This window comes from Sinomonas sp. ASV486, assembly GCF_030908215.1.
GTDB lineage: Bacteria > Actinomycetota > Actinomycetes > Actinomycetales > Micrococcaceae > Sinomonas > Sinomonas puerhi.
Genome location: NZ_JAVFJK010000011.1, coordinates 1 through 20,574 on the forward strand (window position 1 = coordinate 1; position 20,574 = coordinate 20,574).

The 20,574-nt window shown below is 68.6% G+C and carries 22 protein-coding genes; 14 read left to right on the forward strand and 8 right to left on the reverse strand.

Annotated features, from left to right (window positions below):
- The coding region (locus RBS60_RS15170) for a hypothetical protein (RefSeq protein ID WP_307958419.1) at positions 1–378 on the forward strand (378 nt) is incomplete at its 5' end.
- Positions 379–407: 29 nt separating this feature from the next.
- Here RBS60_RS15170 and RBS60_RS15175 read toward each other — a convergent pair.
- On the reverse strand, positions 408–1,127 hold the full coding sequence (locus RBS60_RS15175; protein ID WP_307958420.1) for a FadR/GntR family transcriptional regulator: 720 nt from the start codon (positions 1,125–1,127) through the stop codon (positions 408–410).
- Positions 1,128–1,285: 158 nt separating this feature from the next.
- Here RBS60_RS15175 and RBS60_RS15180 point away from each other — a divergent pair, with 158 nt between their 5' ends.
- The 6 genes from RBS60_RS15180 to RBS60_RS15205 all read left to right on the forward strand — a co-directional run bounded on the left by RBS60_RS15180 (position 1,286) and on the right by RBS60_RS15205 (position 8,200).
- Complete coding sequence (locus RBS60_RS15180) at positions 1,286–2,776, forward strand: four-carbon acid sugar kinase family protein (protein ID WP_307958421.1); 1,491 nt, start codon at positions 1,286–1,288, stop codon at positions 2,774–2,776.
- 45 nt (positions 2,777–2,821) lie between these two features.
- Positions 2,822–3,760, forward strand: a complete 939-nt coding sequence (locus tag RBS60_RS15185; protein WP_307958422.1) for an NAD(P)-dependent oxidoreductase — start codon at positions 2,822–2,824, stop codon at positions 3,758–3,760.
- 134 nt (positions 3,761–3,894) lie between these two features.
- Positions 3,895–4,830 (forward strand): sugar phosphate isomerase/epimerase family protein, encoded by a 936-nt coding sequence (locus tag RBS60_RS15190; protein WP_307958423.1) that lies wholly within the window; start codon positions 3,895–3,897, stop codon positions 4,828–4,830.
- Positions 4,831–4,839: 9 nt separating this feature from the next.
- Entirely contained in the window at positions 4,840–5,817 is a 978-nt protein-coding gene (locus RBS60_RS15195; protein ID WP_307958424.1) for a 3-hydroxyacyl-CoA dehydrogenase family protein, read from the forward strand.
- Between the two features lie 20 nt (positions 5,818–5,837).
- Positions 5,838–6,605 carry an SDR family oxidoreductase gene (locus tag RBS60_RS15200; protein ID WP_307958425.1) on the forward strand — a complete coding sequence of 256 codons (768 nt, stop codon included), beginning with the start codon at positions 5,838–5,840 and terminating at the stop codon, positions 6,603–6,605.
- A gap of 224 nt (positions 6,606–6,829) precedes the next feature.
- The gene (locus tag RBS60_RS15205; RefSeq protein WP_307958426.1) at positions 6,830–8,200 is read left to right on the forward strand and encodes an MFS transporter; all 1,371 of its coding nucleotides are present in this window, start codon (positions 6,830–6,832) and stop codon (positions 8,198–8,200) included.
- Positions 8,201–8,304: 104 nt separating this feature from the next.
- Here RBS60_RS15205 and RBS60_RS15210 read toward each other — a convergent pair whose 3' ends face one another.
- From RBS60_RS15210 to RBS60_RS15225, 4 genes are read right to left on the reverse strand one after another with little or no spacing between them, the layout of a single operon-like run.
- Entirely contained in the window at positions 8,305–9,027 is a 723-nt protein-coding gene (locus RBS60_RS15210; protein ID WP_307958427.1) for a GntR family transcriptional regulator, read from the reverse strand.
- Complete coding sequence (locus RBS60_RS15215) at positions 9,020–9,838, reverse strand: triose-phosphate isomerase family protein (protein ID WP_307958428.1); 819 nt, start codon at positions 9,836–9,838, stop codon at positions 9,020–9,022. Before RBS60_RS15215 ends, RBS60_RS15210 begins: the two co-directional genes overlap by 8 nt.
- Positions 9,839–9,840: 2 nt before the next feature.
- A complete protein-coding gene (locus tag RBS60_RS15220; RefSeq protein ID WP_307958429.1) occupies positions 9,841–10,299 on the reverse strand; it encodes a ribose-5-phosphate isomerase in 459 nt (152 codons plus the stop codon).
- Positions 10,300–10,329: 30 nt separating this feature from the next.
- Entirely contained in the window at positions 10,330–12,078 is a 1,749-nt protein-coding gene (locus RBS60_RS15225; protein ID WP_307958430.1) for a dihydroxyacetone kinase family protein, read from the reverse strand.
- 135 nt (positions 12,079–12,213) lie between these two features.
- Here RBS60_RS15225 and arfB point away from each other — a divergent pair, with 135 nt between their 5' ends.
- Positions 12,214–12,669: an alternative ribosome rescue aminoacyl-tRNA hydrolase ArfB gene (arfB, locus tag RBS60_RS15230; RefSeq protein WP_307958431.1), complete on the forward strand. Its 456-nt coding sequence runs from the start codon at positions 12,214–12,216 to the stop codon at positions 12,667–12,669.
- 105 nt (positions 12,670–12,774) lie between these two features.
- Here the strand turns inward: arfB and RBS60_RS15235 are convergent, their stop codons facing one another.
- Both RBS60_RS15235 and RBS60_RS15240 read right to left on the reverse strand, forming a co-directional pair.
- Entirely contained in the window at positions 12,775–13,878 is a 1,104-nt protein-coding gene (locus RBS60_RS15235; protein WP_307958432.1) for a glutamate--cysteine ligase, read from the reverse strand.
- 64 nt (positions 13,879–13,942) lie between these two features.
- Positions 13,943–14,290 (reverse strand): cytoplasmic protein, encoded by a 348-nt coding sequence (locus RBS60_RS15240; protein ID WP_307958433.1) that lies wholly within the window; start codon positions 14,288–14,290, stop codon positions 13,943–13,945.
- 80 nt (positions 14,291–14,370) lie between these two features.
- Here RBS60_RS15240 and RBS60_RS15245 point away from each other — a divergent pair, with 80 nt between their 5' ends.
- The 6 genes from RBS60_RS15245 (at position 14,371) to RBS60_RS15270 (ending at position 19,348) form a co-directional block, all read left to right on the forward strand.
- Positions 14,371–14,991 carry a TetR/AcrR family transcriptional regulator gene (locus RBS60_RS15245; RefSeq protein WP_307958434.1) on the forward strand — a complete coding sequence of 207 codons (621 nt, stop codon included), beginning with the start codon at positions 14,371–14,373 and terminating at the stop codon, positions 14,989–14,991.
- Positions 14,992–15,014: 23 nt separating this feature from the next.
- Positions 15,015–15,662 (forward strand): trimeric intracellular cation channel family protein, encoded by a 648-nt coding sequence (locus RBS60_RS15250; RefSeq protein ID WP_307958435.1) that lies wholly within the window; start codon positions 15,015–15,017, stop codon positions 15,660–15,662.
- A gap of 514 nt (positions 15,663–16,176) precedes the next feature.
- Entirely contained in the window at positions 16,177–16,542 is a 366-nt protein-coding gene (locus RBS60_RS15255) for a MerR family transcriptional regulator (RefSeq protein ID WP_307958436.1), read from the forward strand.
- A 102-nt stretch (positions 16,543–16,644) separates the two neighbouring features.
- A complete protein-coding gene (locus RBS60_RS15260; protein ID WP_307958437.1) occupies positions 16,645–17,517 on the forward strand; it encodes an SGNH/GDSL hydrolase family protein in 873 nt (290 codons plus the stop codon).
- Between the two features lie 80 nt (positions 17,518–17,597).
- On the forward strand, positions 17,598–18,596 hold the full coding sequence (locus tag RBS60_RS15265) for an aldo/keto reductase (protein WP_307958438.1): 999 nt from the start codon (positions 17,598–17,600) through the stop codon (positions 18,594–18,596).
- A 140-nt stretch (positions 18,597–18,736) separates the two neighbouring features.
- The gene (locus tag RBS60_RS15270) at positions 18,737–19,348 is read left to right on the forward strand and encodes a hypothetical protein (RefSeq protein ID WP_307958439.1); all 612 of its coding nucleotides are present in this window, start codon (positions 18,737–18,739) and stop codon (positions 19,346–19,348) included.
- A 104-nt stretch (positions 19,349–19,452) separates the two neighbouring features.
- Here the strand turns inward: RBS60_RS15270 and RBS60_RS15275 are convergent, their stop codons facing one another.
- The gene (locus RBS60_RS15275; protein WP_307958440.1) at positions 19,453–20,556 is read right to left on the reverse strand and encodes an ABC transporter substrate-binding protein; all 1,104 of its coding nucleotides are present in this window, start codon (positions 20,554–20,556) and stop codon (positions 19,453–19,455) included.
- Between the last annotated feature and the right edge of the window lie 18 nt (positions 20,557–20,574).

Genomic DNA, 20,574 nt, shown 5'->3' on the forward strand with positions numbered 1-20,574 from the left:
CCCCCCCCCCCCCACGACCGCCTCATCCCGTTCACCCGCATCACCCAAGGGCTCGCCAGCGCGGAGGAGCTGCATCCGGGGCACCTCTTCACCGCGTGTACGATGCTCGGGCGCGTGGGGTTCAACGACGTCATGACCGTCGAGTACATCTCGCCGCCCGCGGGCGCCTCCCCGGGCCGGGCGCGGATCGTCAAGAGCGGGCGCCTCGTCCTCGGCTCGATCGACGTCACGGTCACCGCGCACGACGGCGGGTCGACCGTCCGTTGGGTGCAGCACTTCGGTCTGGGCCGGTTCGTGCGGCCCGTGAGGTGGGCCGCCTCGGCCGTGGTCCCCTTTCTGTACCGGACGATGCTCAGTCGGCTCCTGCGCGGCGGCTGAGCGCGGCCGAAAACCCGGTTTCGCCTCCGCTACTCCGCCGGACTCTGCTGCCCCGCCAGGATGTAGGTCCTGAGGTCATCGAGCGTCTGCTGCATGTGCGCATCCATCGTGGTGCGTGCTGCTTCTGGATCGTGGCTGTTCAGAGCAGCGCAGATGGCTGCATGCATCTCAATCGCGTGCTCCTGGATCTCGGGAACGGCAGACGTCTCCGAGCGGCGCTCGGCGAGGACCTGGCTCAGCGGCTCGAGCAGGACCGCCACGAACGGGTTTCCGGACGCACGGAGCACCACGTCGTGGAAGGCAAGGTCCGCCTCGACGAATCGGCGGAGGTCCCCGGCCGCGTGGGCGTCCCGCATCTCGTCGACGATCGCGCCCAGTTCCGAGAGCTCCTCATCGGTGATGCGCTCGGCGGCCAGCTCGGATGCGCCGGTCTCGAGCATGCGGCGCAGTTCGATGAGCTGCACCGCGGAGTTCCGGGCGTCCGCGCCCTCGTTGGTGGCGCGCAGAACGGCGTGGAGCGAACTCCAGTGGTTGATCGGGTTGACGAAGGTCCCCCTGCCCCGCTCGACCCGCAGGATGTTCTGCGCTGTGAGGGTCTTGATTGCCTCACGGACCGTCATGCGGCTGACATCGTGCCGCGCGGCGAGGTCGAGCTCGCCCGGAACCGGCGCGCCGGGCGCGAACTCGCCGGCTACGATCCGGTCGAGGAGTTCGTCCGCTACCTCGACAACGAGTGATCTCCGCGCCACTTGGCCCCTATCTTCCGCACCGTCAAGTTGTCGCAGCTCGCGACAGATTACTGCCAAGTCTACGAACGGGCCCCTCTTGCGTTGGAGAAGTCCGCCCGGCATACTCACATCAGATGTCTGACATCTTACATTCATGATTCACACAAGGAAGTGTTCGCATGCTCCTCGAAGCCGAGGCCCTCGCCAGCTACCCCGCAGAGCGGGACATCGCCGCGCACGAGGTCGCTGAACGGGTTGCCCTGTCCGGCCGTGTGCTCGTCGTCCTCGACGACGACCCCACCGGAACCCAGTCGGTCGCCGATCTGCCCGTCCTCACCGCCTGGGAGACCGAAGACTTCCGCTGGGCGTTCGGCTGCCGCATCGACGGCGCACGCCCGGCCGCCGTGTACGTCCTGACGAACACGCGCAGCCTCGACCCCGGCGAGGCAGCGCAGCGCAACCGTCAGGTTGTCGCGGCGGCAAGCCGCGCCGCGCAGGAGGAAGGCATCCGGCTCGCCTTCGTCAGCCGGAGCGACTCGACCCTCCGCGGACACTTCCCCCTCGAGACGGACGTCCTCGCAGAGGCCATCGCCGCGCACGGCGGCGCAGCGGTCGACGGCGTCGTCATCGTCCCGGCCTTCCCCGACGCCGGCCGCGTCACGATCGGCGGCCACCACTACGTGCGCACGACGGCGGGTGGCGGCGGTGGCCCCGCCGGCTCGCCCGAGGCGTCACTCACCCCGGTGAGCGAAACCGAGTTCGCCAAGGATGCGACGTTCGGCTTCTCAAGCTCCTACCTGCCCGCGTACGTCGAGGAGAAGACCTCAGGACGCCGGTCCGCCGGCGACGTGATCGTGCTCGACCTCGCCACCATCCGCGCGGGCGCGGGCGCCATCGCCGACGCCATCTCCCCCGCGGCGGACTCGACCCCGATCGTCGTGGACATCACGGGCGAGAACGACCTCCGGGCCCTCGCCCTCGGGCTCGAAGAGGCTGAGGGGCGGGGGAAGCACCTCCTCTACAGGGTGGGGCCGCCCTTCGTCCGCGGCCGCATCGGCCAGGACGTCCGTGAGCCCCTCACAGCGGAGGAGGTCTACGGCCGCGTTCCCGGCGGTGCACGCACCGACCTCGCGCCCGGGGGCCTCATCGTCGTCGGCTCGCATGTGGGCCTCACGACCCGTCAGCTTGCGAGACTGAGGGAAGAGCATGCGTCTGCACGGACGATCGAGATCGACGTCAACCGGCTCCTCGACCCGGGAACCGCTCCTTTCCACCTCGACGCGACGGTGGCCGCCGTCATCGACTCCCTGGCCTCCGGGGATGTCATCATCCACACGTCCCGCGCGCTCGTGAAGACGGGCAACCCCGCCGAGAGCCTGCAGATCGCGCGGACGGTGAGTGCCGCCGTCGTGAGCGTTGTGAACCGCACGCTCAAGGCAACGCCCCCGCGCTTCGTGATCGCCAAGGGCGGCATCACCTCGTCCGACGTCGCGGCCCACGGACTCGAGATCCGCCACGCGATCGTGCGCGGTCCGATGCTCCCGGGCATCGTCTCCTTGTGGGAACCCGTGAGCGGTCCCGCCCGCGGCATCCCCTACGTCGTGTTCGCCGGGAACGTCGGCGACGACGAGTCGCTCGCCCAGGTCACCAAGACCCTCAGCGCCTTCTGACCCCTTCCGCAGCCCCTCAGGCCCAGAGTCCACAGGAGGACCACCATGCTCGACACCACCCCGACCACATCTGACCGCGACCACCCGGCCACCACCGAGACCGTTGCCGTCCTCGGCCTCGGTGCCATGGGCCTGCCCATGGCCACGCGGCTTGCGACCGACCTGACGGTCCACGGCTTCGACATCGCCCCGGTCCGCCTCGGGCTCGCCGCCGCCGCGGGCATCGAGACGTTCGGCACGGCCAAGGAAGCCGCTGAGGGCGCCGACGCGCTCCTGCTCGCCGTGCGCAATGGCGAGCAGCTCGACGAGGTCCTCTTCGGCGAGGACGGCGTTGCCGCCTCGCTCAAGCCCGGCGCCGTCGTGATCCTCACGAGCACGGTCGGCACCGACGCCATCCCCGGCACAGTCGCGCGTCTGGCCGCGCTCGGCGTGGGCCTCGTCGACGCACCGCTCTCCGGCGGTCCCGTGCGGGCCGGCGAGGGCGACCTCCTCATCGTCGTCGGCGCGACGCCGTCGGACTACGAGAAGGCACACCCCGTTCTGGCGCTGCTCGCCTCGACGCTGACCGTGGTCGGTGACAGGCCTGGCGACGGGCAGGCCCTCAAGACAGTCAACCAGCTCCTGTGCGGGGTACACATCGCCGCCGCAGCCGAGGCACTCGCCCTCGCCGACGCGCTCGGCCTGGACCAGGCCAAGACGCTCGCGGCCCTCGAGGCAGGCGCCGCCGGTTCCTTCATGCTCTCCAACCGCGGCCCGCGCATTCTCGAGGCCTACACCGAGAGCGGTGCCGAGGTGCTCTCAAGGCTCGACATCTTCGTCAAGGACATGGGGATCGTGGGCAAGGCCGCACGCTCGGCGGGCCTCGCCGCCCCGGTCGCAGCCGCCGCCGAGCAGCTCTACCTCCTCGGTCAGGCCCAGGGCCTCGCTGCCGCGGACGACTCCGCAGTCATCAAGGTCGTGGCGCCCGCCCGGAGGACCGCCTAGCCCTTCCGGAGGGCGTCGGCGGGGGCTGCCAATCCCGTTGACAGACCTCATATTTCCTATAGGATCTTTTCGTGAGCCGCATCACGCGGCAGTTGTCTACCCCCTTCGACCCCCAACATCTGCAACGGAGCACCATGTCGACCGAACCAGCGTTCACCGCCGAATCGTGGCCCATCGCTACATGCCTCCACGGATTCCGAGCCGTGGACCGCAACGGGCTGGCGCTGCACGATGCACCCGCTGAGGTCTGGGATGACATGTTCGCCCAGATCGCCGACGTCGGCTTCACCCTTGCGGAGCTCGCCGACAGCCACGTGCGCCCCGCCGACCTCGAGCCCTCGCGCCGCGACGAGTTCCTCTCGATCGCCAGGTCCCACGGGGTCGGCATCCCGTCCGTGCACCTCCAGCGCCAGAGCGTGATCATGCCGGGCCACGAGGACCGCAACCTCGAGTACGCCCACCGCACGATCGACGCCGCAGCCGAGTGGGGCATGCAGGTCTTCTCCACTGGGCTCCACCAGCCCTTCAGCGCGGCCCAGCGCAATGCCCTGTGGTTCTGGACGGCCCAAGGCCCTCAGGACCCCGATGATCGCGACGTGTGGGACACCGCCGTCGGGCGCATCCGCGAGCTCGGCAAGCACGCCGCCGACCTGGGCCTGCGCGTCTCGCTCGAGATGTACGAGGACACCTACCTCGGCACCGGAGACAGTGCCGTCCGCTTCGTCGAGGAGGTGGGCCTCGACAACGTAGGCCTCAACCCCGACATCGCGAACCTCATCCGGCTGCACCGCCCCATCGAGGACTGGCGGGACCTCTTCGCCAAGACGCTTCCCTACGCCAACTACTGGCACGTGAAGAACTACTCGCGCGACGAGGCCGCGGACGGCAGCTGGGCCACCTCCGTGCCCTCGACGATGGAGACCGGCCTCATCAACTACCGCGAGGTGTTCCGGGACGCGATCGCCACCGGCTTCGACGGGATCATCCTGGCCGAGCACTACGGGGGCGACAGCCTCGGCGTCTGCGCCACCAACCAGAAGTACATCCGCACTCTGCTGCCCAAGGGCTAGGGGGAAACCATGTCTGAACTCACCGTCGCCGTCGTAGGCTCCGGCTACATGGGCGGCGGCATCGCCCAGGTCCTTGCCCTGGGCGGAGCCACCGTCCGGATCGCGGACGTCTCCGAGGAGATCGCAGCCAAGAACTTCGAGCGCCTCCTCGAGGAGGCCCGCCAGTTCGTGGCCGACGGGCTCTTCCCGGAGGACGCTGTGGAACGCCTCGAGGCGCATCTCTCGCCCGCGCCGTCCATCGAGGACGCTGTGGCAGGAGCCGACTTCATCGAGGAGGCCGTGCCCGAGAAGATCGAGGTCAAGCACGAGACGCTGCGCCGCATCTCCGCCGCGGCCCGGCCCGACGCCGTCATCGGCTCCAACACCTCGACGATCCTCATCGCGTCCCTCGCCGAGGCCGTGACCAACCCGGAGCGCTTCCTCGGCGTGCACTTCTCCAACCCGGCCCCGTTCATCCCGGGCGTCGAGCTCATCCCGCATCCCGGGACCGACCCATCCGTGCTGCCCCTGGTCGAGGACCTCGTGGCCTCCACGGGCAAGGAGACCGCACGGGTCAAGGACGCGACCGGCTTCGTGCTCAACCGGCTCCAGTACGCGCTGTTCCACGAGGCGACGCAGATCGTCGAGGAGGGCATCGCCACCCCGGAGGACATCGACACGATCGTCCGGACGACCTTCGGCTTCCGCCTGCCGGTGTTCGGGCCCTTCGCCATCGCGGACATGGCTGGCCTGGACGTGTACTCCTTCTGCTACGAGTCCCTGCAGAGCCGCTGGCCCGAGCGCTTCGCGACTCCCGCATCGCTCCAGGACCTCGTGGACGCCGGCAAGTTCGGCACGAAGTCCGGAGCCGGCTATCTCGACGTCCCCGCCGAGCGCACCCCTGAACTCGTCGCGTACCGCAACAAGGCGTATGCGGCCATCAAGAAGCTCATGGACGAGCTCGGCCCGGCGCCCATCGCGGCGGCTTCCGCGCACGGCGCCAACTAACCCCGACAAGGAGAAACACCATGACTGCCTTCCCCACATCCCGCACGGTCATCCTGACCGGCGCAGCATCGCCGCGCGGCATCGGTCGCGCGTCGGCGCACTACCTCGCCGAGCTCGGCTGGAACATCGGCATCATCGACGTCGACGCCGACGCCGCGAAGAGGGTTGCCGAGGAGATCGCCCTCGAACACGGCGTCGTCGCCGCGGGAGCCGGCGCCGACGTCTCGGACGAGGCCCAGGTGCGGGCCGCCTTCGACGAGCTCGAGGGCGCGCTCCCCCAGATCGTGGCACTCGTGAACCTCGCGGGCGTCTCCTCCGCCGTGTCCTACCTCGAGGTGACCCCCGAGGAGTGGAACAGGGTCATGGGAATCAACATGAACGGTGTGCACTATGCGACGCGGCGCGCCGTCGAATCGATGGTCACCCACGGTGTGGGCCGCGTGGTGAACCTCTCCTCCGTCTCCGCGCAGCGTGGCGGCGGGACGTTCAGCAAGACGGTCTACTCGGCCGCGAAGGCCGGAGTCATCGGCTTCTCACGCAGCGTGGCCCGTGAGCTCGGCCATGCCGGCATCACCGTCAACGTCATTTCCCCCGGGCCGATCGACACGGACATCATGGGCGGGACGCTCACGGACGAGCGCAAGGAGAAGATGGCGGCCGACGGCGTGCTGCCGCGCATCGGCACGCCGCTGGACATCGCCGCGGCGATCGCCTATCTCATCAGCGAGGATGCCGGCTTCGTGACGGGCCAGACCCTGAACGTCGACGGCGGCCTCTACATGCACTGAGAGGACCCCATGAAATCCCTCCTCGGAACCTGGTCCAAATCACGGATCGCCTTCCTCGCGATAGGCATCGTGTTCACCGCCATCGGCGTCTTCACGATCGTCCAGGGCCGCTGAATCCCGGCCCGCCGTCGCACCGTCCCACCGCATCACCCGCACCCAACCGTTCAACTCAGCAGTTCAACTCAGCAGTTCAACTCAGCAGTTCAACTCAAAGGAGAGCTGACGTGTCCTCACCCGATCAGAGAACCCTTGCGCCGTCGGCGCAGGAGACCACCCTCAAGTCCGCCATCTCGAAGGCCGCGCGGCACCTCATGCCGATGCTGGTCATCCTCTACTTCGTTGCCTTCCTCGACCGCACGAACGTGGGCTTCGCGGAAGCCGCCCTCAGGGTGGACCGCGGAGTGAGCGACGGCGCGTTCGCCCTCGGCGCCGGGATCTTCTTCATCGGCTATGCGCTCTTCGAGGTGCCGAGTAACCTGCTCCTCAAGCGCTTCGGCGCCCGTTTCTGGCTCGCACGCATCGCGATCACGTGGGGCATCGTCGCTGCGGCCTTCGCATTCACCACGAACGACACCATGTTCACGGCGCTCCGGTTCCTCCTCGGCGTGACCGAGGCCGGCCTCTTCCCCGGCGTGATCATGTTCCTTTCGGAGTGGTTCCCGAACAAGGTCCGCGTGCAGATGTTCGCGATCTTCTACCTCGCGCAGCCGTTCTCGCAGATGATCGGTGCTCCGCTGTCCGGCGGCCTCATCAGCTTCGGCGACTCCCTCGGATTCGCCCGGGGCTGGCAGGTCATGTTCTTCGGGGAAGGTGTGCTCGCGATCGTGGCCGGCATCGCCGCGCTGTTCTTCCTCACGAACAGCCCGGCCAAGGCAAAGTTCCTCAACGACAGCGAGAAGTCCGCGCTCTCGGACGCCATGGCGCTCGAGGACCATGTCCGCACCCAGGACGGCCCGAACGGGATCTGGCGCGCCATGGCCAACTGGAAGGTCTGGTACTTCACGGTCATCTACTTCGCCCTGCAGATCGCGGTCTACGGCACCACGTTCTACCTTCCCCAGCAGGTGGCCGGGCTGCTCGGCAAGAAGGTCGGCTGGGAGGTCGGCCTGGTCTCTGCCATCCCTTGGCTCGTGGGCCTCTTCGCCTGCTACTTCCTCGGCAAGGCCGCTCACACTCTCACGCGTCGTCGCAACTGGGGCTCGCTGCTCTACATCGGCACTGGTGTGTTCATCCTCGCCTCGGGCTGGGCCGGCGCCAACGGCCAGCCGTTCCTGGGCATCGTGTTCATCACCCTCGCGGTGGCGAGCTTCCTCTCGGTCGGCCCGATCACGTGGGCGTACCCGACAGCCTTCCTCACCGGCACCGCCGCTGCGGCGGGCATCGGCCTCATCAACTCGCTCGGCAACCTCGGCGGATTCGTGGCCCCGCTCATGCGCACGGGCATCAATGCAGCGGTTCCGACGAGCTCGGGGGTCTGGGGCGTCGTGTCGCTGGGCGTGTTCGCGTTCGTCGCGGCCGGGATGGTCTTCGCCACCAAGTTCTTCAAGGGTGCGAAGTCGGATGAGCTCCTCGAGCAGGAGGCGCTCGCGCACTGACAGCGTCCTGCAGACGACGTCGGGGGGGGGCCCCCCCCCGGGGGGCCGCCCCCGCGGGGGGGGGCCCCCCCCCCGACGTCGTGCGGGTGTCAGTTCAGCTCAGTTCACTGCGAGGCGACGTCCAGGCGAGCCCGTTCCCGCACCCTGTTGATGTGAGCGCGCATCGCGGCGGCGGCCTCTTCGGCGCTCCCGCCGCGGAAGGCGTCGAGGATCGCGGAGTGCTCCACCACGGCGTCATCTGCATCGCTGACTCCGGACTTGACCGTCTGTCGCATCCGGTGCACGCGGGTAGAGATCGCCTCGGACATGTCGAGGAGGAACGGATTGTGCGTGCCCTCGAAGATGAGGTGGTGGAAGTTCCAGTCGATCGCGAAGTACTCGCGGATGAGGCCGACGGACAGCTTCTCACCGTGGGCAACGCTCTTGTGCACGATCCGCGAGATGGCGCGGTGCTCCGTGAGCGCCTGTTCTAGCCGCGGGACCAGCTCCTCGGCGTGGCGTGCCGCAAGTTCGGTGGCCCCGCCTTCCAGGACGAGGCGCGCGTCGAAGAGGGCCTCGAGCTGCCCGGCCGCCAGTGGCGGCGCAACGCGATAGCCCTTGAGCGCCTCGCGGGTCACGAGGCCGGTCCTCTCGAGCTGTACGAGGGCCTCGCGGACCGGAGTCGGGGAGACCTTGAGGTCCCGGGCAATGGCGTCGATGGACAGCCGCGTGCCCGGCGCGATGTCTGCCGTCATGAGCATGTCGAGGACAAGATCGTAGACGCGGTCGCGTAGGCCCCTCCGCTCCAGAGCGGCAGCCCCGGCCAGAGGGTAGACGGTCTCAGACATGGGCTCCTCCTGCGCCCCTGATCCTATCAGCCGGGGTCTGGCCGACGAGGGCCGAAACCTCGGTGAGGATCGCCTCGACGGCGGCCGGATCATGGGCGAACCTGCCCAGGAACAGGCCGTCCACGGCATCGGCGATCTGGGTCAGGAGCCCGGGGCCGGCGCTGCCGCCGTAGATCACGGCGGAGCCTTCGTGCCCCGGAAGGGCGCGGACGTGCTCTCGCAGCGGGCCGCACACAGCGCGGACGTACGCCGGCTCGGCCGGTTCCGTGGCCCCGATGGCCCACTGCGGTTCGTAGGCGACGATAACCTTGCCGGACAGGCCAGCCGCACCGGCCCCCGCGAGGGCGCCATCGATCTGCCGGATGCATTCAGTAGCCGCGTCCGCCGGGTCGCACCGGTCGGGCTCGCCGATGCACACGAGCGGGATCAGGCCATTGCGCAGGGCCGCTTCGGTCTTGGTCCTGACCACAGCCTCGTCCTCCCCGAAGAGGCGCCGCCGCTCGGCGTGGCCAACCTCCACGAGGTCACAGCCTGCCTCGGCGAGCTGCGCCCCGCTGACCTCCCCGGTGAACGGGCCGAAGTCTTCGGTGGCGAGGTCCTGGCCGCCCACCATCGCAAGGCCGCCGAGCGCCTCGCGCGCCGCCGCGATCGAGAGGTATCCGGGCACCACGAAGAGCCCCGCAAGTCCGTCCCGAGTTGCGGGATGGCTCCGGGCGATCGCCGCGACGGCATGGCACCAGTGCACGGTGGACTCATGGCTGAAGTACATCTTGGTGCTCGCGCCGATGAGCACCGGCGGGAAAGCCGCCATGCTCAGATGCCTTCGTAACTGCAGATCTCGCGGACCTTGTCATTGGACGCGCTCGTCTCGTCGAACACGTAGGTGAGCCATTCCCGCACGTTGCGCCGGGCCTGCTCGATGCCGATGACGCGCTGGCCCATGCACAGGACCTGGGCGTTGTTGGACAGGATGCTGCGCTCCACCGAGAAGCTGTCATGGGCAGTCACGGCGCGGATTCCCCTGACCTTGTTGGCAGCGACGGCCACCCCGAGCCCCGTGCCGCAGAAGAGGATCGCACGGTCCGCCTCGCCGCGGGCCACCATCTCGGCTGCGGTGGTGGCGATCGTCGGATAGTTGGTGCCGCCGTCGGCAGCCACGCCGACGTCTGCGAGAGACGCCACGAGATCGCTCGCCTCAAGGTCCTTCTTGATGGCTTCCTTGTAGTCGAAGCCAGCGTCGTCCGAGCCGACGACGATGCGCCATGCAGGCATGGGTTCTCCTTCAGATAGATGGGATTGGTGTCACTCAGCGGCGATGACGGTGTGGACGCGCTCGGCGATGAGGGCAAGGGAGACGGCGCCGGGGTCCGGGGTGCCGAGGGACTTCGCGCCGTGCGAGCGGGCCCGACCCATGCCGGGCATGAGATCCGCGGTCGCCTCCGCCGCCGTGGCCGCCGCGGAGGCGGCCTTCCGCCAGGCCTCCGCGAGGCTCTCGCCCGCAGTCACCCGCGCAGCGAGCGTGTCGGCGAACGGGACGAGTGCATCGACCATGGTCTTGTCGCCGACCTTCGCCTTGCCGTAGTCCATGACTGCGGTCTTGGCCGCCGAGATGCCGGCTGCGAGGGTCGCTGCCGTTGCGGGGCTGGTGTCGCCCAGGTGAGAGCCGACGGTCTTCAGGATCAGGCCCCAGAGTGCGCCGGAGGTGCCGCCGGCGCGGTCGGACCAGGCGTCTCCGCATCGGGTGAGGAGGCTTTCGGCTCCCGCGCCCTGCCCGGCAAGGGCCATCGCGGCCTCGGCAGCGGCAACGGTGCCGCGCTGCATCCCGATACCGTGGTCCCCGTCGCCGGCAATCGCGTCGATCCGCCCCAGCTCGGCCGCTTGGGCGTCGATCGCGTCGCGCATGACGGCGAGCGCCTGGCTGATGACGCCTGCGGCCCTCCGGGACTCCTCGGACGACGCCGGCAGCTCGGCTTCCTCGCCGTACTCGCTGTCCTCGCCGTACCCGCCGTCCATCGTGACTGCCTCGAGCGCCGAGGAGTCAACGGAGCCCGCCGCGAACGCCGGGGTATCCGCGGGTGCGAGCCACAGGCGTTCCAGCTCCTCGTCGAGCCACAGGAGGGTCAACGAGACTCCGGCCATGTCGAAGCTCGTGCAGAATTCCCCGACCCGCGGGTCGACAAGGGTCAGCCCGGCCGCCGTGAGGAGGTCTGCGATGCGCGCGTAGACAACGTACAGTTCCTCGTTCTTCACCGATCCGAGGCCGTTGAGGATCGGAACCACGCGGCCACCCTTGACGGTGGCGCCCTCCGGGACCTCGGCGGGATCGAGGAGTCGGTCGACGAACAGCTCGGCGAGCCCGTCGGCGCTCGGGATGTCCGTGATGTCGATTCCGGGCTCGCCGTGGATGCCCAGGCCCACCGCCATCTTCCCCTCGGGGACCGTGAAGAGGGGCTCCTCCGCCCCCGGCAGCGTGCAGCCGGTGAAGGCAACGCCCATCGAGCGAGTTCGCGCGTTCGCAAGGACCGCGGCCCTTTCGACGTCGTCGATGCCGTACCCGGCCGCCGCCGCGGCGCCAGCGGCCTTGAACACGGTCAGATCCCCGGCAATGCCGCGGCGCCTGGCCTTCTGAGACGGCGGCGCGCTGAAGATGTCGTCGGTCACGACGACGGTCCTGCAGTCGACGCCATCCTGACGCATGGCCTCCTGCGCCGCCCCGAAATGCAGAACGTCGCCCGCGTAGTTGCCGAAGCTCAGGAGTACCCCACGACCCTGCTCGCTAGCGCGGACCACGGACTCGACCTGATGGGCCGAGGGCGAGGCGAAGAGGTTCCCCATCGCCGCGCCGTGGGCCAGGCCCGGACCGACGAGGCCGCCGAAGGCCGGGTAGTGGCCTGATCCGCCGCCGATCACAACTGCAACCTCCGGCTCGGGCGAGCGCGTTGAGCGGGAGACGCCGCCGGACACCCTGCGGACCCACCGGCCGTTGGCGCGAACGAATCCCTCCACCATGTCATCCGCGAACGATGCCGGATCATTCCACAGCCGGGTCATCTGGTTCTCCTCGTCATTGAGCCACCGTTCCAGGGAAGGATTTCCTTGTCATCTTTCCTATAGGATATTTGACAAAGGGGACCCCACGTCAAGCACGGCTCAGACGCCGCGGCCTCCGTGCGGGAGAATGGGCCCATGGACACGCCGGGCCGAGACCTCCGACTGCCGCCGCAGCCCGGCGCGCGGCACGGCGTCGTGATCCCCGCCAGCGAGCTCGTCGAGCGATTCAGCCGTTCGAGTGGGCCAGGCGGTCAAGGGGTCAACACCACCGACAGCCGGGTCGAGCTGCTCTTCGACCCCGGCTCGAGCACGGCCTTCTCCGACGCTCAGCGCGAGCGCATCCTCAAGAGGCTGGCCGGGCGTCTCGTGGGCGGCCGGCTGAGCATCGTCACGTCCGGCGAACGGTCGCAGCTGCGGAACCGGGAAGCGGCCCGTGAGCGACTCATCGACCTGCTGTCCGAGGCCATCCTGCCGCCGGGGCCCGCGCGGCGCGCGACGCGCCCCACCCGCGGGTCGCAGATGCGCCGCCTCGAATCGAAGAAGCGCCGGGGCGAGATCAAGTCGGCTCGGCGCCGGCCGCCGTCGTCCTAGCGATCTGACACGACAACCCAGGGACCTGACACCTCAACCTGGGGACATGACCCCTCAACTCAGGGACATGACCCCTCACGGGAACGGGCGCGCGGGGTCCGCGGGCTACGCGCCGTCGTCCCACCCGCCGTCACGCTGCTGGGTCGCCTCGACGGCGGCGCGCACGACGTCGGCCAGCCCGTCGCCGTCGGACGCCGCTTCGCGCTGGGCCCGCTCCCCCGAGCCGCCTGCCAGCAGTCCGTGGACGGCGCGCTCGGCCGGCGCCAGCTCTCCGCTCTCCCGCAGCACGGGTCCAAGATGCTCGAGGAGCGCGCCCATCGCGTCCGCTGCGGGAACGGGTCGGGCTTCGAGCGGGTGGACGAGGGCCCCATTGAGCCCGGAGCGGCTCGCGCGCCACGAGGCGAGGCGCAGGAGCGCTACCTGCGTCCCGAGGGGCGGTCGGCCGTCGGAGGCGTCACGCGCGGCTGTCTCGACGAGACCGCGGACGAGGACGGCGATGAGGGCCGCGTCCGCGGCATTGAGGCACACGTCCTGTGCCCTTACCTCAACGGTGGGATGGCGGCGCGAGAGCCGCGCGTCGAAGTACACCATCCCCTCGTCGAGGATCGCGCCCGTGCCGACCATGGCGGCCACGAGTCGCTCGTAGGCCTGAGCCGACCCGAACAGCTGCTGGGGACCGGCCGTGGGCCAGCGGTTCCACACCTGCGTCCGGAAGCTCGCGTAACCGGTGTTCGAGCCGTGCCAGAACGGCGAGTTGGCGCTCAGGGCAACGAGCAGCGGGAGCCATTCTCGGATGCGGTCCAGGATCGCGACGCCCTCGTCTGGGGAATCGATGGAGACATGCACGTGCAGGCCGCACGTGAGCTGCTGCTGCGAGGTGAGGCGGAACTCCTCGACCATCGCGGCGAACCGCTCTCCCGGGCTCACATGGGTCGCAGAGCGAAACGGAGACGTGCCGAGGGCCGCGATCCTCGCGCCCACCTGCCGGGCGGCGCGGTCCAGCGCACGCCGCCCGTGGTAGAGCTGGCCGAGGAGTTCCTCGTGGGTGATGCACGGCTGCGTCTGGATCTCCACCTGCTCGAGCTTGAACTCGCGTTCGACGTCGCGTGGCCGGCCCATGACGGCGAGAACCCTGTCGACGAGCGCGAGCGGGTCGCCCGTGTCCGGGTCCACGATCAGCAACTCTTCCTCCACCCCAAAGGTGCGCATGCAGCCATTCTGCCAAGCCGCAGCGTGTGGGTGGAGGGGCTGGCGACCCTATGTCCGCAGGGGGTCAGGACTTACTCGGGCCAAGCCGGGCTGGAGCGGTCGCGGCGGCATCGGTCCGGACCTCCTTGAGCTCGACGAAGATGTTGTGCGTCGTGGTAGCGCCGATATTCGTGCCGGAATGCTCTTGGGCGTCGAGCCAGCGCGCCTGGAACTGCGGCATCTCGACCTCGACCTCACGGCCACCCGAGGACAGGCGTCTCGTGAAGCTCGACAGCGTGATCATGACGCTGTCCGGGTGCGAGTGGGTGCCCGTCGAATCGCCGGGCTGGTCGACATACTCGAGAACGCGGACGCGGTCGTTCTCGAAGACGACGCGGTAGAGGTTCGGGCTGACCTCGATTGGATCTGACATGGGACATCTCCTTCGGGATGGTCGAGACTGGGACTTATGGGACTGTCGTCCCATAACGGTATGCGAGTAGCATAAAGCGCATGGCCCCTCCCGACAACAACCATTACGCGGACACCGGCCGGACGCGGCAGAAGTCAAGGACTCGGGACGCGCTGATCGATGCAGTGCGTGACCTCATGGCACGCGGGGAAGACCCCTCGGTATCCGACGTCGCCGAAGCCGCCGGGATCTCACGTACCACGGCATACCGCTACTTCCCCGACAAGGAGTCCCTGCTCAATGCGGCGATGCCTCAGACCGGCGAGCGGTCGCTCCTGGGCGAGCACCCGCCGTTGGATGTCGTCGAAAGGATGGCCCGCACGCTCGACGCACACTTCGCCTTCATGCGCAGGTGGGATCCCCAGCTGCGTGCCGCACTGAAGGCATCCATCGCCCCCGGGGCCCAGCAGCCCAGCCTCCGCGGCGGTCGGGCCGTGCGCTGGTACGAGGAGGCTCTCGCACCCCTCGCCGAGACGCACCCGCATCTTGACCGCCATGCCCTCGCGGTCCGACTCCGTGCAGTGGCCGGCATCGAGTCCAAGGTGTGGCTCACGGGGGTCGGCGGGCTCAACTCCGACGAGGCCGACGCCGTCATGCGCGAGAATGCTCTGGACATTCTCCGCGCGGCGATGGCACGCGATCCACTGCCGAGCGGCCGCTGAACGTTCTCTCCTAGGCTGGTGCCATGAATCCCGCCGAATGGGCACTGGCCGTCGATCTTCTGGGCGTCTTCTTCTTCGCCGTCTCCGGGTGCATGATGGCCGCCCAGAAGGGCTACGACATCGTCGGGTCGGTGCTGCTGGGAGCGCTCACGGGGATCGGCGGCGGAGTAATACGCGATCTGGTGCTCAACCGCATCCCCAACTCGCTCGCGCAGCCCATCTACCTCGCGCCGCCCGTGGTCGCCGCGATCGTCGTCTACTTCCTGATGCCGGCCGTGCAGAAGCTCCGACGCACAGTCCTCTTCTTCGATGCCGGCGGCCTCGCCCTGTTCTGCGTCACGGGCACACTCACGGCGCTGGGGGCGGGGATCAATCCGGTCTCTGCGGCGGTCCTGGGTACTGTCACAGCGATCGGGGGTGGCCTCATGCGGGACACCGTCGCGAACGTGCGCCCCGGCCTGTTCGACCGGCACGACATCTACGCCGTACCGGCCATGTTCGGCGCGGGGCTCGTCGCCCTGCTCTCGTGGCTCGGCGCGATGTCCACCACCGCAGGCTTCCTGGTCGCGGTCGCGGTCTTCGCCTTCCGCGTCCTCGCCCTCCGGCTCCGCTGGCGCGTCCCCCTCGCTGCGTCGAGCCGCCACGAGAGCAAACGGGCCAGCGCGCGGTGACCCGCCGCCGTCGTGCGCTGGCCCCCGCTGCCCTACAGGCGGCCGGCCGCTGGAACTCGTGGTGCTGGTCTGGGACGACGGAAGCGAAGAACTCATCCACGCGATGAAATGCCGCCCCCAATATCTCGGGATGCTCGGCTAGCATTACCTGGCCACTGTGAGCTTATCGATCCCCCTTTACGCGGCGAATTCCTTCTCCGAGTTGGTGTCTCAAAACCTCGGTGTCTCGAAACGGATGCCATGCAAGACGAGTTGAAGCTGCATGCTACCGGGGTTGCGACACCCAGCGACTACACAGCCCCACCACAAAGCGTTGAAGTCCGACCCTGCTGTCAGCGAACTGTGAGTTCCGCGTAGATCCCCGCGAGATAGTGGCCGGGAGGTTGCACATGAGTCGCTCAGCCCGCGTGCGGACGAAGGGCCGATGGACACGACTCCGCGGGCCCTCCCAGTGTGACCGCGCTGCGAGACCGTCGCGTTGCGCCTCGCCCGACCCAGGGTTTCAAATGGACAGATGGGCCTCAGCATCGCGGAAGTATCCGAGCAGACGGGCCTCAGCGCCCACACCCTGCGCTACTACGAGCGGGACGGGCTCATGCTGCACGACGTGCCGCGCACGTCGTCGGGACGCCGCGAGTACTCCGACCAGGACGTCACTGGGATCATCATGGTCGCCCGGCTCCGCGCCACCGGCATGCCTGTGCGGGAGATTCGCCGGTACGCGGCGCTCGTGCGCGCTGGGAAGAGCACCGAGGGCGAACGCCTCCAGCTGCTCGTGGCGCACCGCGAACGCGTGCTGGTGCAGCTTGAGGAGGTCCGGGACAACCTCCGCGCGATCGAGGCCAAGATCGACGGCTACCGCAGCAGCGTCGGGTGCTAGGGCCCGTCTGCGGCCAGACGCCGGTCCTAGTCCCCACGGTCGCCACTGGAGGCGGAGACGCGGTCCGTTCTCTTAAGCCGTTCGAAGGGGCAGTATTGGGAGATGAATGCTCCCAGCGCCGACGGTCCGGGGCAGGGAGTCTCGGTGGGCTTCGGCGCCCGCCTGCACCCATGGACTCGTTATGTGGCCCTGGGGGATTCGTTCACCGAAGGGGTTGGTGACCCGGAACCCCGCAGCCCGGGCGGCCTACGGGGATGGGCGGATCGGGTCGCGGAAGAGCTCAGCGCCGGACACGAGGATTTCGCGTATGCGAACCTGGCAGTCCGGAGCCGGCTGCTCCCCCAGATCCTGGACGAGCAGGTGGCCCCGGCTCTGGCACTGCGACCGGATCTGATCACTCTCAACGCAGGCGGCAACGATCTGATCTTCCACAGGAGCGATCCCGACAAGCTCGCCGAACGGATGGACGCCGCGGTGGGGCTGCTGGCGTCGACTGGGGCGACGATTGTGCTGTTCGTCGGCCCGGATTGGGGCGCGACGCCCGTGCTGGGGCGGGTTCGCAGCAAGCTGGCCATCTTCAACGAGAACCTGCGCACTATCGCGGGGCGCCACGATGCGGTAGTGGCCGACCTCTGGGCGTTGCGCGAGCTCACCCACCCGCTCATGTGGGATCCGGACCGTCTGCACTTCTCTCCGCTGGGCCAGCACACTATCGCCATCATGGTGCTCGAAACCCTCAACGTCCCCCACGCCCTGGAACCAATGTCGCCCAAGGAGCTGCCCCCGCGCAGCTGGCGTGAGGCAAAGGCAGATGACATCGTCTGGGCCCGCGAGTATCTGGTCCCGTGGGCCCTGCGACGCCTCACAGCACGAATCCCCGCAGAAGAGCCACACGCCAAGCGCCCGGTCGCTGGCCCCGTGTTCGGCGCACCGATGCCACCGGGGACGTCAATCGGAAACGATCCGCGGGACTAGGGGATACGGCACATGCGCCCGGCCGCCTCCGTGGCGAAGGGCCTTGACTTAGAGCGCGCTCTAAGCAGTTGAGTGGAACCATGACTGAACAGACCAGAACCCTCGGCACGGCCTCTCCCCTCACTGTCTCCTCCATGGGCCTCGGCTGCATGGGCATGTCCGAGTTCTACGGCGCCCCGGACGAGGCCGCGGGCCTCGAGACCATCCACCGCGCCCTCGACCTCGGGATCACATTCCTCGACACCGCGGACATGTACGGCCCGTTCACGAACGAGAAGCTCGTGGGCCGGGCGATCGCCGGGCGCCGCGATGAGGTGCAGCTCGCGACGAAGTTCGGGAATGTGCGCGGCGAGAACGGTGAGCGCCTCGGCATCAGCGGCGCCCCCGAATACGTGCATTCCGCGTGCGACGCGTCGCTCCAGCGGCTCGGCGTGGACTACATCGACCTCTACTACCAGCACCGCGTGGACCCGAAGGTCCCCATCGAGGACACCGTCGGCGCGATGGCGGAGCTCGTGACGGCGGGCAAGGTCCGCCACCTCGGGCTCTCGGAGGCCGCCGCCGGGACCATCCGCCGCGCCCATGCCGTCCACCCGATCACGGCCCTCGAGACCGAGTACTCGCTCTTCACTCGGGACCTCGAGGACGAGATCCTTCCGACCCTCCGCGAGCTCGGGATCGGCCTCGTGCCCTACTCCCCCTTGGGCCGCGGCATCCTCACCGGGAAGCTCACCGCGGAGTCCGTCGCGCAGGAAGGCGATGCGCGCAGCCACCCCTACTTCCCCCGGTTCCAGGGCGACGCCCTCGCGACCAACCTCCGGCTGGTCGAGAACGTCGAGGCCCTCGCCGCTGCCAAGGGCGTGACGCCGGGCCAGATCGCCCTCGCATGGGTCCTCGCCCAAGGCGAGGACGTGGTCCCGATCCCCGGCACCAAGCGCGTGGCCTACCTCGAGGAGAATGCCGCGGCACGGGACATCGTCCTCACCGACGACGAGGTCCTGGCCCTCGCCGAGGCCGTGCCGCAGGACGCCGTCGCGGGCCCGCGCTACGGGGACATGGGCAGCATCGACAGAGGTTGACGGCGGGGCTTGAAGGCCACCCCGGGGGGTCCTATCCTCGAGGCGTCACGTCCGCTGCACAAGCGGGCGGCTTTCCAGCGACCTGCATGCTGGGTGGGCGGGCCGTCGGTGAGAGCCATCTACAGATCGAAGGCACTCCCATGAAGCACAAGCACACCCTCAGGCTCCTTGCCGCAGCAGCCGCCGTCGCCGCAGCAACAGCGCTCGGCTCTGCGGCCGGATGGGCCGACTCCCCTCCCACGATCACGTGCGGCGTCACCCAGCAAGGCCCGTGCTCGCAGACCGTGCATTTCTCGAGCCAGCAGGGGGCGACGACGCCCGTCGGCACACCCACGAACAGCTCGACGTGCCCGGACTGGTTCATCAACGACATAGGCTTTCTGGACTTCTCCGGAAACGGGGTGGCCCACGTGAACGTCGACAAGGCCCAGGATTTCTGGACGACGAGCACCTTCACGGGCACAGGGACACTCACTCTGTACTCGCCGCAGAACGTAATCTTCTGGCCTGATGGGAGCATCACTCCCAAGGGGTCGCCGGACCAGATCCTCACCGGGCATCTGACCGACTGGTTCGGGATCTCGGCGAACGTTTCCTCGGCTGTCGTCACCGGAACCGTCGACATCACGGGGACCCTCGCAAGCGGATCGAGCCTCGGCGTGCACTATGCATCCCACATGAACTGGAACCGTGGCGCCATCCCGTTCGTCGACCCGGCGGTCGTCTCGTTCAACAAGGTCAGCTGCAACTGAGCCAGCTGACCTCGGGCGGACGACGGCGGGCCCGCACCTTCGCGCTGAAGGTGCGGGCCCGCCGTCGTGAGGGGGTCGACTTCGCTCAACCCCCGGCCGCAGGGTCAGCCGTCCGAGCCAGCCGGCGTCGTGGTGGTCTTCTCGCCGAGGGTCTCGTTCGCCTTGGTGGCGAAGCTGTTGTCGAAGGTGTCGGTGTACTTGATCTTCGAGACGTCCTTGCCGAGGGTCGTGAACATGTCCGCGATGGTCTTCGGACCGCCCGCCGGCATCAGCCCATCGGGAAGGAACTGCGCCTTGTCCGCCGTGAGGGCCTTGACGTAGTCCGCCTTCGTGATGTTCTTGTTCGAGGTGTAGTCCGAGGGCAGCTTGTCCGCGATCTCCTGAGCAGAGTGCGTGGCGATCCAGTGCATCGTCTTGACCATGGCGTTGACGACCTTCTGGACGGTGTCCTTGTTGGCGTCGACCCACTCCTTCTTGGCAATGATGCTCGCAGCCGGCCACGCGCCACCCAAGGCCTTCGTGACGCCGTCGGTCGTCGCGAGGTCGATCGCCGACTCGGCGACGCCCTGGCCCTCGAGCGCAGTGACCGTGGGCTGAGTGGTCATGACGCAGTCCGCCAGACCGTTCTTGATGGCCGCGATCGCCGTTGCGCCGGCGCCCGCCTTGACCGTCTTGTAGTCCTTGCCGGACTTGAGCCCGGCCTTGGACGCGATGAACTGCGTGAGCGTGTCCGTGCCCGAACCGAGGTCCGTGACGCCCATGTTCTTGCCCTTGATGTCGGCAGCCGAGTGGACGTTGGCGTTCGGGTTGCACATGATGCGCTCGCCGGGAGCGCCGGAGAGCTGGACGACGCTGATGATGTCCTTGCCCTGGAGCTGGAAGTCGTACGTGTGGTTGTACCACGCTCCCGACATGTCGACCTGGCCGGAGATCATCGCGTCTTCCGCGCCCACGCCGCCGTCCTGCTCGGTGGAGAGCTGCATGTCGACGCCCTGCTCCTTGTAGTAGCCGAGCTGCTCCGCCAGCTTGTAGGGGAGGTAGATCTGCTTGTCGATGCCACCGATCATCATCTTCACCGTGGGCATCGGGCCGGAGGCCCCTGAGCTGCCTACGGCGCCGGCGGCGGAACTGCCGGAGCCGCCGCACGCGGTGAGGCTGAGCGCCGCCACGGTGACTGCGGCGGCGGCAAAGATACTGCGCTTCATCATTGTTTTACGCATCCTTGT